This is a genomic window from Paenibacillus sp. GCM10027630 (assembly GCF_042676305.1).
Lineage (GTDB): Bacteria > Bacillota > Bacilli > Paenibacillales > NBRC-103111 > Paenibacillus_S.
Genome location: NZ_JBHTGY010000049.1, coordinates 24,500 through 38,972 on the forward strand (window position 1 = coordinate 24,500; position 14,473 = coordinate 38,972).

Genomic DNA, 14,473 nt, shown 5'->3' on the forward strand with positions numbered 1-14,473 from the left:
GTTCGTGGCCTATGGGGTGGGTTTTTACTGTCATTCCAGATATTTTCATACGCATAGGGGAGCTATAAATAATGAAGTTCGCAGTTGAATACATTTCATTTTTCGTTATTCAGGTTGATGGGGAGGAAGGGCAGGGAGGCAAGCGCTGCAAGCATTACCAGACCTTGGATGGGGATGACTATACTGAAAGCGAGTTAAGCTCGTTTCTTGGCGGAGAGTTTACGAAGACCGCTAAGCGCGCGGCAGAGCGCAATCCTAAGGCGGAGCAGGTTCCGACCAAGATCGGACGATTTGCCGTTGAGCCGGGCTATGAGCTGGACAGCAATCCTAACTACAATTTATTTGCGCGTTTGCGCACCGCGGAAACCATGGACTTATACATGGAGTATGCTGATTCGTTAGTACAAGCCTATATGGACACAAGCGCGATACGCGGCGGAGCGGTATTTATCGTTCGGGCCAAGCATGAGAAGCTGTTTGATGAACCTTTTATTTTCGTGCTGAAATGCGACTTTGAACAAAAAATTGCCCGGATCACCGATGAACGAAGTCTGTTAAATAAAGTGGAAATGGCGATTAATGCCAAAAATATGAAATCGATAATGTACCCTCATATGCCAGAAGAAGGCACACTGGAGCCTTGGGAAATCAAAATTCACCAATCTTCGCATGCGCGCTATTTTGAAGACTTTTTGAAATATGTAGAGTATGAAAAATCGATGCCTGAGATCATGAATGAGCAGGTTCTCGGCTTTGTTCATCAATATATTGAGGAAGTTTATGAGAATAATGCGGAAGGGCGGGAGAAGGAGCTAGAGGAAGTGGAGCTGTGGGCTTGCAGCGAGCAGCGGCAGCTTCAAGAAAAGTGGTCTCATGAGCAGGTTATGGAAGCTTCATCCGTAATGATTGAGCAGAAGCCTGATATTGAAATGAAGCTGAAGGTCGGACATATGTCCGTAAAAGCTCTATTGGCGGACTTTGGAGACCGGCTGCATATTGCCAAAGTTGACGATCGTTATGTAGTTGTAATTGAAGGCGAAGATTTAATGTTTGACAAGGGAATTTTGCCCGTAGAGCTGCTTCAACCGGAGCCCTTACAGCAGATTGTGGACAAAATAGTTCGAAAATCCGATGAGGCTTAAAAAGGATTCCTTCCAAGATAAGTGGAATTTGTATATGGTTAACCAATTGTCCATTTGATCGATTTTACGTTGAGAGGGATGACTTGTGTGGGAAATTTATTTGAAGTGGTAAAAGCGAATTGGGAAACTAAACTGAATGATATTCAGCAACGGATGATTGCGGCAATCAGCCAGTTGAACGATGAGCAGCTGAATTGGCGTCCAAATGAAGAAAGCAACAGCATTGCAAATCTTATTTTGCATATAGAAGGAAACATCCAGCAAAGGATCGAAGCTACCGTGTTGGGTGGTGTGGACCGTCGTGACAGGGATGCGGAATTTGATATTGGTGTTCATGCTAGTGGAGAAGAATTGCTTCAACGGTTTAACAAGTCCTTCGATTTATTGAAGCAGACTGTTTCAACTATTAGCGAAGAGCGGCTGTTGGAGACCGTAGAGGTTCGAGCCAGACAAGTGACGGTGTTCGATGTGCTGAACGGATGTGCGACTCATTTCTTGGAGCATTTGGGTCAGGTGATTTATTTGGCGAAAATCCAACTAGGCGAGCGATACCAGACGAGTTCAATCCCCAGGAAAAAGAGTTAATGCGGAATAAAAAACAGGTGCCTATCCCTTGCAGGGATCTGCACCTGTTTTTCTATCTTTTGCGAAAAACATCAAGCAAAAGCCCATTCTTGTCTGTATCCTGCGACTCCCATGTGGCAGCGAAGCGAACTTGATGAGATACGCCAAGGATGTCGTATTGATTTACCAAGTGTCTGCGAGCGCTGCCGATAATAAGCGAGTGCAGCCGCACTTGCTTGCGCGCACCGAGTTCGGCCAATTGCTGCCGAACTGCGGCGCTTATGGTCCCGATGCCATCGGTGACCATTACGAAATCGGCATCCGCGAAGCGGGGATGCCCCTCCACAAGCTCGATGCCGCGGCGTATCGGCGCATCGAAGTGAGTGCCGCCGCCGAAGGCGAGCTGCGTGAGCGCGTAGAACGCGGGCCAGTCCGGCTTGCGCCAGTAGAGCGGCTGCTCTACGAGCTCACCGCGCGCGCCGAACAGCAGCAGTACGAAGTCGCGGCGCTCCAGTAAGCTGAAAGCGGCGAAGGTGGCAACAAAGATTTGCGCGACCCGCAGCTTGCTGCCGCGCATGGAATGGGAAGTATCGAGCATACAGATAACCGGACCTCTTTGAGGTTCGTCTGTAAAGCCCGATATGTTGTAAGTGAGCAGCTTGCGGTCCAGCCATTTTACCGCAAAATACATCTCATAGTCTTCATCAGCCAGCAGACTAGCCTCGCTTGCCAGCATATGCGAGATGTCGCCGGATTGGCGAAGATCATCGTAGGCTTCCGGAATATGAGGGGAGCGCATTTTTTTGCTCTGCACCTTTAAGTGCTGCAAGTTGCGGCCAACCTCCTGCAGAAAGGCGATCAGCTCCGGATGCCTCTTCAGCTTGTCTATCCATTGCAAGTAGTTATTGAATTCCTGCCGGTGCAGCCTGCCTAAATCACTTCCCCATTTGCGGTTAGCTATACGCTGGCTCGCTTGCAGCAGCTCATGAACGTTTAAGCTTTCGTGATCCTCACGGCTTAAGCTTTCCTTCAGGGAGCGGCTGAGCCATTGCCCCAGCTGCTCCTCCAGCTGGCGGAATGTTTCCCGCTCGCGCTTCGTAAAGCGTTCAAGCTGCCGCTCGCGCTGCTCCAGCTCGGCCTCCGCTTTCTTCAGCTTCTGCTTCGCTTTATCCCGCTTGAGGAAATCCGTACGCACCTCCTCCCGGAGAACCTGGATTCGCTCCTTCAGCTGGATGATCTCCGCCTCAACGAGAGGACGAGAATCCAGTCCAGCCTGCTTATCTTCGACATTCTGCTTTCCCTGCTGGAGAGTATAGCCGACCAGCTTCAGCTTCTCAATCTGCTTCTCTGTCAGATGCTCGTTAATTTGCGAGCTATCCTGGCCCTGCATCTGTTTTTTCTCATTCAAGCCAATAGTTAGCAGCTGCTCATCCTGCTTGCGCCGCGTTACTTCTTCAGAATAGCTGGCAGTCAGCCACATCAATGCCTTTAAAGCTGTTTTAAAGGAGGCATTAACTTCTCCTATGGTTCTAGGGTGAATGGTTAAGTAAAAAAACTGTTTGCGCAGCTGCCCAATCAACCACCGGTGGAAGGGAGCGGCATCCTTCGAACGGTCAATTTCCGGCTTAGGCAAATAGAAGCACATGAAAAAGTCGGCAAATAGCTCTACAGAAAACCAAGCCGTGGATGCTTGCACCTCACGGACCCACTCCTGTGCGGTACGGGAGGAATGGACATAGCCGTCAAAAATGTAGCGGTCAATTCTCGCGCATTGTATGATCATTTTCGTTCACCGCCACTATACTGGATGGGTTCAATTAAAGGGTGTAATCGTAGTGTATGCCTGGTATCTCCCGGTCAAATAGCGTTCGGTACAGCCCTTGAATAGTTTGCAAAATACGCTCGCCCTGGATACGAAGATGGGTGTATTTAACCGCATATTGGTCCGTGTGCATCAATAAGAAGTTTTGATTACGTATATATCCAGGCAAATCCTTCTCTCGCTGCTGCCACTGTACTAGCTTGCCGCGCAGCTGTCTGGCGGATTCCTCAAGCTCAGTCCGGCAATCCTCCAAACGCTCCTTGGTCTGTTCTTGTGTGTCCTTGCTCATCCTGGCGCCGACTTCCTTCTTGAATTGAAAGGAATGAAGCTCATCCTCCATATCCAACCATCGTTTGGCAGTCTGATCATAAGTACTTAAAGGAAGCTCTCGCTCCGATTCCTGTTTTAATGCGTCTTGAAACCGTTTCTGAAACATTTCTTGAAGTACGGTCAGGTCCTCTGGAAAATCCCATAGCATATGCGGGGTGTAAACGGTATCCCACACATTCACAATATTGCGTCCATTTAGAGCTGCAGAAGTTTTCCAGACATGCCCAATCTTGCGCCAGCGGCGATCGGAGAGTGCAAATTCCTTGGCTTCCATCTCTGTTTTCAGTTGGTAGAGCATATAAATGAGCGGTTCAGGAATAGTTACCTGTTCAGCTGCCAAACGGACCGCCTGTACATCCTTTGTAGAGATCAGAGCGGGGAGCGGTTCTGTGGGAAGCTGGAACATCCGTTCATAGCTGGACATTTGCTTCAAAACGCCGACCTCATAGCGGATAAGAAAGCGGTCATAGAGTGCGGTCAACTGTTCGTTTTCCTCAGGCAGCTCATTAGATGCAGCCATGAGGAATACAAGGGGGACGTTTTCCTTTTCACGGCCATTGAAGAAAATGCGTTCATTAAGAATAGACAGTAGGGCGTTGAGGATGGCACTGTTCGCCTTGAAAATTTCGTCCAAAAAAGCAAAGTCTGCCGAAGGCAAATAACCGCTTGTTTTCCGAACATATTGATCCTGTTTAAGCTGCTGCAAGGATACCGGACCGAATAGCTCATCAGGCGTTGTGAAGCGGGTCAGTAAATAGTCGTACCATTGTCCGCCTCCGCATAGCTGGGAAACGGCTCTTGCCAGCTGGGATTTTGCCGTGCCTGGAGGTCCGATTAACAATACATTCTCATTGCTCATCAAGCCAAGCAGCAAAAGTCTGATCAGCTCTTCGCGCTCAAGAAAACGGCTTTCCAGCAGCTTGAAGGCTTGCTCTAATTTATTTTGTATGGTTTGAATTTCATTCATCACATGTAATCGCGTAAGCCGGTTCTATATATAAACCGATACGCTAACCCCCTGGTTTCAAAATGAGTAATTTTTAAAGCTATTGTATCAAAATTGATCTGCATATACGAATCGAGGGGGCATTTTTATTACAAACACTTCCATGGTATGCTTAGGAAGCTAAAGGATAGCTTATCTTTCACAAGTCCTTTTTGTTAAGTTGACTCAAATGGCAGTGCAGTGTTAGTTTCATTCCAGCAAAACACGAAGGAGGTTTTTTGATGTCATCTATTTATGATATTTCTGTGCAAACCGCAGACGGTAGAACCAAGGCTTTAAACGACTTTAAAGGGAAGGTTCTGCTGATTGTGAACGTTGCGTCCAAATGCGGCTTTACCCCTCAGTATGCAGGTCTGGAAAAGCTGAATCAGCAGTATAAGGACCAAGGTCTTGTCATTCTGGGAGTTCCTTGCAATGATTTTGGTGGTCAAGAGCCTGGCACAGCCGAAGAGATCCAGCAGTTTTGCAGCATGAATTACGGCGTAACCTTTCAGGTTGTAGCCAAGGTTGATATTTTGGGAGACAACAAGCATCCATTGTACAAGCTGTTGACTGAACAGTCAGAGCCTCAAGGCGATGTGAAATGGAATTTTGAGAAATTCCTCATTGCCAAGGATGGTTCGATTGCTGGGCGCTTTTCGAGCAAAGTCACACCTGAGGATGCAGAATTAACAAATGCGATCGAGAAGCTTTTGTAATTGAACGCTGCTATTCATTCTGGGAAAATCCAATAATTTTACAAGTCATTCCAATTAAAAGAACCGTCCGATGAGTAATTGTCGGGCGGTTTTATTCAGTTCAATTAGTTTTAAGTTTAATATGCCATAATTCGACATTTTACTAAATTTTAATTATAAGTTGTGGTATAATATACCAAACAATTATATACTCGTAAACTTAGCATTGCACTTATTGGAGTTGCCACCTTTCGGAGCAGTTGGGGAGAGAACATCATGGATGAATCAGTAATGTTGGCAGCGGTTGCGTCACACCCTTTGTTTATGTTCAGTGGTGATGGTGTCATACTGCTCGACTCACAAGGAAACATACGTCAAATGAATGAAGAATGCTGCAGATTAACAGGAGTGGAGTCAGGTTATTGGTTGAACCATTCGATCAATGAGCTGTTGGATATGCAATATATGGATTCCTTCTCACGTCATCTTGACGGAGCTTTACAAGGGAGATCCAGCAATATGGAAGCGGATATTCGCCATCGCGCCGGGCATACCATTCAATTAAGCCTGCGGTTTATTCCAGAACAGACGGAACAATCGAATTTAGCTTATGTTGTCTTGAGGGATGTTACTGAACTTAAACGATCGGTGCAGCTTATTGAACATATGGCATACCATGATACATTGACAGGCTTACCTAACCGGACGTTGTTTCAAATTCAACTGGCTCAGATGCTTGCTGCCGCGAACGCAAATTCAGAGTCAGCGTCTTTTGCTATTCTGTTGATTGGATTGGATCGGCTTCACATCGTTAATGACTCGCTTGGGCATAACTGGGGGGACCTTCTGCTTAAGCAGGTTGGGGAGCGGCTTCAGCTGATGTTAGGCAGAGACCACTCCGTCAGCCGTATTGGAAACCATGAGTTTGCCGTTATATATAAGCGCTTTGCGGATACATCGGAAATTGTCGAAAAGACGAGGCTGCTTCATCAGCATTTAATGTCGCCTTTTACTGTTAGAGACCGGGAATTTGTTGTTGTCGGCAGCATTGGCCTGGCTGTGTTCCCAACAGATGGCACGGACATGGATAGCCTCATGAGACATGCGGCGTTAGTTCAAACAGCAGAGAAAGAAAATGGGCAAGGCATCTACCAATTGCAGCAAGATGATGTTACTACGGATTCGCTCCAGCGACTTGAGCTGGAATATGATTTGCGAAAAGCTTTGAAGCGTGATGAATTTGAACTGTACTATCAGCCTCAATATAATATTCAGACCAATCAGTTGATTGGCATGGAGGCGCTGATTCGTTGGCATCATCCTGAGCAGGGAATGGTGCCGCCTGGGAAATTCATACCACTCGCCGAAGAGACGGGACTTATCGTCCCTATTGGCGATTGGGTGCTTCGCACAGCCTGCTTGCAAAATAAACAGTGGCAGGACGCAGGAATGCCGCCGCTCACGGTCTCTGTTAATTTATCTTTGCGTCAGTTTCAGAAGCATAATTTAATTGGCGATATCGTAAAGACGCTTAAGGAAACAGGACTGGATCCACGTTATTTGGAGCTAGAGATTACAGAAAGCATGGCGATGGATAATATCGAAAGGGTTATTCGTAAGCTGAACGAACTTAAGGATTTGGGTATTCGCATATCGATGGATGACTTTGGAACTGGCTACAGCTCCTTGCAATATTTAAGGAAAATACCGATACATAAGCTCAAAATCGACCAATCTTTTATTCGCGACATAACTAAAGACCCTGATAACGCAGCAATCGTAAGCACAATCATTGCAATGGCCAATCATCTGAAGCTAGAGGTTGTGGCAGAAGGCGTGGAAACATTGGAGGATTTGCGGTTTTTACTCAATAAGGATTGCCGGCATGCACAAGGCTACTACTTTAGCAAACCTTTGCCCAAAAATCTATTTGAAGAACATTTTAGACAACAATGATTGTGAGTAATTACTATTTTAGGTTGTTTGGCGAACAGCCTCTTTTTCTATCGGGAAAAAAGGACTATAATGAAAACGTCAATGAAGCAGCACTTAGAAGAAAGCTTCAGGAGGGATATATATGGAAAGTATTGAACAGAAGTATGAAAAGCTAGGCAGCATCCTGAAGTCAATGGACCGGGTTGTCGTTGCTTTTTCAGGCGGAGTGGACAGCGCTTTCCTGTTAAAGGCAGCGTTAGAGTTTCTGGGACCTGAGCGAGTATTGGCCATTACGGCCGATTCGGAAACTTATCCTGTACGGGAAAAGGAAGAAGCTATCGCTCTGGCAAAAGAGCTGGAAGCTCCACATGTGGTCATTCATACCAGCGAGTTGGACATTCCGGGTTATGCGGAGAATCCAACGAATCGTTGTTATTTTTGTAAAAATTCGCTGTTTGATCATTTGATTCCCATTGCCAAAGAACGCGGCTTCGAGCATGTAATATTTGGCGCCATTGCGGATGATCTCGGTGAGCATCGTCCAGGTTTGCAGGCTGCACATGAGCAAGGTGTTCGTGCGCCTCTGCTTGAGGCTGGTATTAAAAAATCGGAAATCCGTCATTTGTCCCGCCAATTTGGATTGCGGACTTGGGATAAGCCGTCATTTGCTTGTTTATCATCAAGAATACCTTATGGCGAAGCGATCACTGCTTTAAAATTATCGATGATCGATCAAGCTGAAGATTTCCTTATTCAGCTAGGGTTCCGTCAAGTCCGTGTACGTCAGCATGATAACCTGGCTCGGATCGAAGTTCCTGCAGCAGAGCTGGCGGAAGTTATTGCCGTAGCTGAAACCATACATGCCAAGCTCAAAGAGATTGGATATGCTTACGTTACGATGGATTTAAAGGGTTATCGTTCAGGCAGTCTCAATGAGGTGTTGAGTGCCGAACAGCAAGCGATTAGTGCTGAAGCGGTAAAATAATCATCTACTAGTTGGAGGAATAGACGTGTCGAGTAAACCGAAAGTACTCATTAACCGAAAGTTGCCGGAAGCTATTATTTCTTATTTAAATGAACATTGCGAGTGCACGGTTTGGGATGGCGAGGGAGTGCTTCCACGTCCTCAATTGCTGGAAATGATCAAGGATTATGAAGGTTTGTTTGTAAACAATGAGCAGATTAACGCTGAATTGCTGGAAAGAGCCCCTAAGCTTCGCGCAGTAAGTTCTTCTTCCGTGGGTTATAACCATTTTCACATTGAAGATATGAAAGCAAGAGGGGTAATCGGAACACATACTCCTTATGTTTTGGACGATACGGTTGCAGATCTCGTATTCTCATTAATACTAAGCTCAGCCAGAAGAGTAGCAGAGCTGGATGCCAAAGTGAAGCAGGGTAAATGGCAGCGCGGCACGCTTAAGGAAGATGAATGGTTCGGTATGGACGTTCATCATGCTACTCTCGGGATTATTGGGATGGGCAGAATCGGAGAAGCGATTGCTAAACGCGCGGTACATGGCTTTGATATGAATCTTGTCTATTACAACCGCAGCCGTAAACCGGAGGCGGAGGAGCGCTATGGTGCCCAGTTCCGTTCACTGGAGGATGTGCTTAAGGAATCCGACTTCGTCGTCCTTATGACACCGCTCACTCCTGAGACTGTGCAGTACATACGCAAAGAACATTTTGAACTGATGAAGCCGACGGCGTTCTTTATCAACGCTTCACGCGGCCAAACGGTTGACGAGCAAGCGATGATCGAGGCGCTGCAGAATGGAACGATTCGCGGAGCTGGCCTTGATGTTTTCGAGCAGGAGCCGGTTTCACCCGATAATCCGTTGCTTAAGCTGCCAAACGTTGTTACGCTCCCGCATATCGGTTCGGCTACAACGAAAACCCGCTATGACATGGCGATGCTAGCAGCACAAAACCTGGTAGGCGCATTAACAGGCGGCAAAGCTTATGTTGTACAGGAATTGAAGGAATTAGTTAGGTAGATTCTCTTTTAATAAACCCTCGTCTAACGCAAAAGTCTATAACGGACTTGCGGCAGACGGGGGATTTTTCGTATATATATCCATAAAAAGGATATGGCAAGCGGTTCACGAATATATAGGTTAATTTTATAAAATAATGTAAGAAAACATAATAATCAAAGATAATCAAAGTGGAGGTGTATACTCATGGAGGAAAATAAATATAAAAATACGGTGCATCTGTATGATCTTGACCCACGTAATATAGTGAATGATGACATAAACTTCTATATTAACTATGCACATCGAATTAATGGAGAAATTCTTGAAATTGCTTGTGGGACGGGTAGAGTAACTTTGCCGTTAGCTCGCGCCGGATATAAAATTACAGGTATAGATTTATCTGAAAATATGATAGATGTATTGAACGAGAAGCTGTTGAAGGAAGAGATAGGTACAAGAGAGCTAGTCGAGGTATTTATTGCTGACATGACCAACTTTGATCTCGGCAAAAAATTTCCGTTAATTATCATACCATTTCGAGCATTCCAATTACTAACTGAAATGGATCAGCAAAATAGTTTTTTTGATAGGGTTAAGGAACACTTGACAATGGACGGTATATTTATAATCAATACCTATAAACTGTCAGGACGATTAGATGATAGCTGGGTACGACCAGAGAAAGAGGACTGGGTGGTTGAAGATCCAAAATCCAATACAAGAGTAAGGAGGACTCATATACAACGAGCTATCGATGTGAGTAAACAAATAAATTACCCAGAATTGATTTATTACGTTGAAGAAGCCAGTGGAAGAATTAATAAATACGTTGAAAAGCTGGCTATGAAATATTATTACGAAGACCAATTAAGAGAACTGCTTCAATTACAAGGATTCAAAATAGAAGAGGAACTTGGATACTATGATGAACGTTCTATAAACGAAGGACCTGAGTTAATTTTTGTATGTAGCCAGGCACTCACTGAAAGCCGTACATAATAAGTAATAATAAGGATGTGAATATTATGAACTCCAAAAAACTTGCCGCTGAGAAAGCTGTTGAATTTATTGAAGACGGCATGACCGTGGGGCTGGGTACGGGATCAACAGCCTATTGGGCGATTCAAAAAATCGGCGAAAGAATTAAGGAAGGGCTAAGTATCCAGGCAGCAGCTAGCTCAGTCGGTTCTGAGGACTTAGCCAAGCAATTAGGAATTCCTTTAATCCCACTGGCTAATCTAGATTTAATTGATATAACTATTGATGGTGCGGATGAGGTAGATAATAACTTGAACTTAATTAAAGGTGGGGGAGGGGCTTTACTAAGAGAGAAGATTATCGCTTCAAACAGCAAGAAATTTATAGTTATAATTGACGAATCCAAACAAGTAGATCAACTGGGGCGATTTCGATTACCTGTTGAAATAGTCCCGTTTGCGTCCAATTTGACAATAAACAAATTAAGAGAATTGGAATGCGATCCACAAGTACGAAGTCTTAACAACAAACCCTATATTACCGATAATGGAAACCTAATTATTGATTGCGACTTTGGTAAAATACCGAATCCCGAAGCATTAAATGGTCAAATCAACCTGATTCCAGGTGTTGTTGAGAATGGGCTGTTTATTCAAATGGCAAGCTTAGTTGTAGTGGGATTTAACGATGGGTCCGTAAAAGCTTATCCTGGCCAGGCAGCTCGAACTTAAGGCGTGAGTATTTCAGGCGCTTATAATGGTGAAAGGGCTGTTCCAAAGTAGCTTTAGCTGCTTGAACTGCACCTTGTCAATTAGACAGTATATAAAATGAAGTCAGTTAAGCGGTCTTTGTCCTGAATTCCGTGGGACTGAGGCCGTTTAGTTTAGTTTTGCCTGCAATCGTTCGTAATTGTAAAAATGAATGGTAGTCATCAATGTCGCTCTGCCAGCTTGCATTGGTTTCCTCTGCCTGCAAGAACAGATCTTCAAAGTTTGCTTTCATTCCAGAGGAGAATAGAATTTTTGGACGGATATCAGTGAGAAAGGAAATAGATGGAAATCCTCACGTTAATTCAGCCTGGATATCGTTTGAAAGCAATTTAACTGGAAAAAGTACATCTAAAATAGGTAATATTGGAGGTATTAGCATAAATACTTAGAATTAGCATGAGAAATTCCAGTTATAGGGCTGGAAACGCTATTTTCGGAGCAATTAACGTGACATTTTCCTTATAAATGCGGTGGAGTTCGCTAGGCTGCCCTGCAATGCTGTAACAGAACCGCGAACCCCGAACCATGAACCGCAAACCGCAAACCGCAAACCGCAAACCGCAAACCGCAAACCGCAAACCGCAAACCGCAAACCGCAAACCGCAAACCGCGAACCGCGAACCGCGAACCGCGAACCCCAACCCCAACCCCGAACCCCGAACCCCGAACCCCGAACCGCAAACCGCAAACCGCAAACCGCAAACCGCAAACCGCAAACCGCAAACCCCGAACCGCGAACCGCGAACCGTGAACCGTGAACCGTGAACCGCAAACCCCAAACCCCGAACCCCAAACCCCAAACCCCAAACCCAGGATTAGCACGTAAAAGTGACCTTATCTCTGCATTTCACTGTGCATACCCGAGAAGGGGCTGCCTCATAGGGGTAAACCCTATGTAAATCCCATAAAATGTGCAAAAGAACCCTCACCATAAAAAATGCACCCCTAGAATTTCATCGGATAAACCATAGGATAACCATGGGCTTATTCCAATGTCTATTCTAAGGGTGCACTCATGGATTGGGCTCGAATAGAAGGCTCTCTTAATGGCCGTGTAAACTAACGAAGTCGCCTTCAATTGAAGCAATTAATGGGGACGGCGTATCATCGTACCATAGCTGAAGCGAATGCAAGGCTCGGGTACAGCCCACATACAGCAGCTTCGCATCCTGCTCAGTTGCTGTGTAGTTATTCGCGTCAACGTCGGCAACGATTACCGCGTCGAATTCGAGACCCTTGGCCATGAAAGCCGGCACAATGGAGATCCCGCCTTTATAATGCTGCTGGCCCGCAGCAATCAAGTTGACCTGCATCCCTTGGCTGCTCAGCTGCTTATAGAGCGCTTCACAACGCGCTTCTGTGCGGGCAAGAACTGCAACAGTCGAAGCAACGCCAGACTGAAGCTGTTCAACAGCCGCTTTCAGCGAAGAGATCAGCTCGGCTTCTTTCACCTGCACAAGCTGAACAGGATCGCCGCTGCGGAATACCGGGACTGCCAAAGTTGCAGGCTCCTGTATGCCATTCTTCAGCACTTCATTGGCGAAGTATATAATTTCCATCGTTGAGCGGTAGCTGCGGTTTAACTGGAAATAAGCTGTTTTGCCATCCTCGAATACGTCGGTAAATTCCGACCAATCGCGAATTCCTTGATAATCGTGAATGCCTTGGGATAAGTCGCCTAATATTGTAAATGATTGATTCCTCGTATGCTGGCTTAACAAGGCAATTTGAAAAGGAGAGAAATCCTGAGCTTCATCAATAACGGTATGATCGAAGGTCAGATCGCCATGGATGCCATGAAATTTGGAACGAATATAAAGCAGTGGAGCCATATCCTCAGGCTGGACCAGTTTCTTCTTCAAGTAAACCTCTGTAGAAGCTATCAGCTCAGGAGGGAGCTCTGCATGAAGCTGCTCGGACAGAAATGATGGCCGGGCGCTACTTTTGAACAGCTCCTTGTAAAAGCTGAATGGCGTATATTCCGTCCATAGCTTGCCAAAGTCGCGGAGCCGTGCGGAGCCTTTCTTTTTATACTCTTTTTTCACATGCGCTTCCCATACTTTATCCATTTCCATTTCCATCCAACGTTTGATCCGCGCTATTACTCGCTCACGGCGTTTCATTAAGGGCTCGTGTTTATTTTCTACATCATGCCATTGACGTATCGTTTGTTTACTTAGCTTGGCTCCGTCCCATGGGCTAAAGTCCGAATTGGGAACTGCCGTAGCTTCATATTGCACTAGAGCCTCGTTCAGCCAGTGCATGAACTTGATGGAGCCTTTCCAGCGTCCTGGTGCATGATCATCCATTAGTGGGCGGGAGCTCCCGGTTTGAAACCAGTAACGAAGCCTTTCGGCCGGGTCGGCGAGCTTCATTTCGTGATCCAGCAGATCAAGCGCCCAATCGGAGAAGGTTGTTTGTTGAATATGCCCGACACCAAGCTCAGGTAGAACACCGGAAATATAATCAAGGAACATCCGGTTTGGCGCAAATATGATCATTCGTTCAGCCTTAACCTGATCCCGGTATTGATAAAGCAAAAAGGCGAGTCTATGCAGCGCCACTGTCGTTTTACCGCTTCCGGCTACACCTTGAATAATGATGGCGCTGTTCTTGACCGCCCGAATAATAGCATCCTGCTCAGACTGTATCGTGGATACAATATCGCGCAGCTTGTTGTCCTTATTTTCGCCTAAACGATACAGCAAGAACTCATCAGTGACGGCCATGCTATCGCTGTCCCGGTTAAACGTGTCAACGACACGCTGTAATATTTGCTTGCGGATAACCAAATTTCGTTTTAAATAAACAAGCCCCTCAACTAAACCGTCGGGGGAATCATATTCAACAGGGGCCATGCCACCTGTAAAGGAGTAGAATAAGCTCGCTACAGGCGCGCGCCAATCAATAACCATGAGTTCAAGGGAGGGATCTTTCTCAACGCCAACCTTTCCGATGTAAAGAGGGGAAGGCGCGTTTTGACCTGTTTCATGAAAATCCAGTCTGCCGAAGTAAGGTTCAACTTGTGCTACTGCTAGATTGTGGCGTCGGGTCTCACGAATCGAATCAAGCACCTGTTCGGTATGATCGGTTCCTGTGTAGGGCGGAATGTCTCTAAGCACGGTCAGCTGTCGGTCAATTTCCGAGAACGTTTCTTCTAATCGTTGCATTTCTTCCTTATATGCGGTTTGCACACTGGTTTCCAAGAATAGTACCTCCGTTCATTCTTTAGGTATTAGATTTTGCAGAAGAATAAATATATCATAA

General features: G+C 45.8%; 12 protein-coding genes. 8 read left to right on the plus strand and 4 right to left on the minus strand.

Annotated elements, in window-relative coordinates:
* Positions 1 to 71 precede the first annotated feature (71 nt).
* Both ACFQ0C_RS23355 and ACFQ0C_RS23360 read left to right on the plus strand, forming a co-directional pair.
* Positions 72 to 1,142, plus strand: coding sequence for a DUF3900 domain-containing protein (locus ACFQ0C_RS23355; RefSeq protein WP_379370093.1), 1,071 nt, complete (start codon positions 72 to 74; stop codon positions 1,140 to 1,142).
* 87 nt (positions 1,143 to 1,229) lie between these two features.
* A complete protein-coding gene (locus tag ACFQ0C_RS23360) occupies positions 1,230 to 1,727 on the plus strand; it encodes a DUF1572 family protein (protein ID WP_379370095.1) in 498 nt (165 codons plus the stop codon).
* Positions 1,728 to 1,779: 52 nt separating this feature from the next.
* Here the strand turns inward: ACFQ0C_RS23360 and ACFQ0C_RS23365 are convergent, their stop codons facing one another.
* Together ACFQ0C_RS23365 and ACFQ0C_RS23370 are read right to left on the minus strand one after the other, a co-directional pair.
* Entirely contained in the window at positions 1,780 to 3,489 is a 1,710-nt protein-coding gene (locus tag ACFQ0C_RS23365) for a vWA domain-containing protein (RefSeq protein ID WP_379370097.1), read from the minus strand.
* 34 nt (positions 3,490 to 3,523) lie between these two features.
* On the minus strand, positions 3,524 to 4,825 hold the full coding sequence (locus tag ACFQ0C_RS23370) for an AAA family ATPase (RefSeq protein ID WP_379370099.1): 1,302 nt from the start codon (positions 4,823 to 4,825) through the stop codon (positions 3,524 to 3,526).
* Positions 4,826 to 5,085: 260 nt separating this feature from the next.
* On the opposite strand from ACFQ0C_RS23370, the gene ACFQ0C_RS23375 reads away from it, so the two are divergent.
* The 6 genes from ACFQ0C_RS23375 (at position 5,086) to rpiA (ending at position 11,167) form a co-directional block, all read left to right on the plus strand.
* Positions 5,086 to 5,562: a glutathione peroxidase gene (locus ACFQ0C_RS23375; protein ID WP_379370101.1), complete on the plus strand. Its 477-nt coding sequence runs from the start codon at positions 5,086 to 5,088 to the stop codon at positions 5,560 to 5,562.
* A 255-nt stretch (positions 5,563 to 5,817) separates the two neighbouring features.
* Positions 5,818 to 7,497, plus strand: coding sequence for a sensor domain-containing protein (locus ACFQ0C_RS23380; RefSeq protein WP_258213393.1), 1,680 nt, complete (start codon positions 5,818 to 5,820; stop codon positions 7,495 to 7,497).
* A 121-nt stretch (positions 7,498 to 7,618) separates the two neighbouring features.
* Positions 7,619 to 8,461 carry an ATP-dependent sacrificial sulfur transferase LarE gene (gene larE, locus ACFQ0C_RS23385; RefSeq protein WP_258213392.1) on the plus strand — a complete coding sequence of 281 codons (843 nt, stop codon included), beginning with the start codon at positions 7,619 to 7,621 and terminating at the stop codon, positions 8,459 to 8,461.
* A 19-nt stretch (positions 8,462 to 8,480) separates the two neighbouring features.
* A complete protein-coding gene (locus ACFQ0C_RS23390) occupies positions 8,481 to 9,476 on the plus strand; it encodes a 2-hydroxyacid dehydrogenase (RefSeq protein ID WP_379370310.1) in 996 nt (331 codons plus the stop codon).
* Positions 9,477 to 9,662: 186 nt separating this feature from the next.
* Positions 9,663 to 10,457, plus strand: coding sequence for a class I SAM-dependent methyltransferase (locus tag ACFQ0C_RS23395; protein ID WP_379370104.1), 795 nt, complete (start codon positions 9,663 to 9,665; stop codon positions 10,455 to 10,457).
* 26 nt (positions 10,458 to 10,483) lie between these two features.
* On the plus strand, positions 10,484 to 11,167 hold the full coding sequence (rpiA, locus tag ACFQ0C_RS23400) for a ribose-5-phosphate isomerase RpiA (RefSeq protein WP_379370106.1): 684 nt from the start codon (positions 10,484 to 10,486) through the stop codon (positions 11,165 to 11,167).
* 481 nt (positions 11,168 to 11,648) lie between these two features.
* Here rpiA and ACFQ0C_RS23405 read toward each other — a convergent pair whose 3' ends face one another.
* Both ACFQ0C_RS23405 and ACFQ0C_RS23410 read right to left on the minus strand, forming a co-directional pair.
* Positions 11,649 to 11,999, minus strand: coding sequence for a hypothetical protein (locus ACFQ0C_RS23405; protein ID WP_379370108.1), 351 nt, complete (start codon positions 11,997 to 11,999; stop codon positions 11,649 to 11,651).
* A gap of 250 nt (positions 12,000 to 12,249) precedes the next feature.
* Complete coding sequence (locus tag ACFQ0C_RS23410; RefSeq protein WP_379370110.1) at positions 12,250 to 14,412, minus strand: HelD family protein; 2,163 nt, start codon at positions 14,410 to 14,412, stop codon at positions 12,250 to 12,252.
* Positions 14,413 to 14,473 lie beyond the last annotated feature (61 nt).

Bases quoted from the DNA above. Each gene is read 5' to 3' on its own strand.
- ACFQ0C_RS23355 (WP_379370093.1), top strand. From the start codon at position 72: ATGAAGTTCGCAGTTGAATACATTTCATTTTTCGTTATTCAGGTTGAT.
- ACFQ0C_RS23365 (WP_379370097.1), bottom strand. From the start codon at position 3,489: ATGATCATACAATGCGCGAGAATTGACCGCTACATTTTTGACGGCTAT.
- ACFQ0C_RS23370 (WP_379370099.1), bottom strand. From the start codon at position 4,825: ATGAATGAAATTCAAACCATACAAAATAAATTAGAGCAAGCCTTCAAG.
- ACFQ0C_RS23375 (WP_379370101.1), top strand. From the start codon at position 5,086: ATGTCATCTATTTATGATATTTCTGTGCAAACCGCAGACGGTAGAACC.
- ACFQ0C_RS23380 (WP_258213393.1), top strand. From the start codon at position 5,818: ATGGATGAATCAGTAATGTTGGCAGCGGTTGCGTCACACCCTTTGTTT.
- larE (WP_258213392.1), top strand. From the start codon at position 7,619: ATGGAAAGTATTGAACAGAAGTATGAAAAGCTAGGCAGCATCCTGAAG.
- ACFQ0C_RS23395 (WP_379370104.1), top strand. From the start codon at position 9,663: ATGGAGGAAAATAAATATAAAAATACGGTGCATCTGTATGATCTTGAC.
- rpiA (WP_379370106.1), top strand. From the start codon at position 10,484: ATGAACTCCAAAAAACTTGCCGCTGAGAAAGCTGTTGAATTTATTGAA.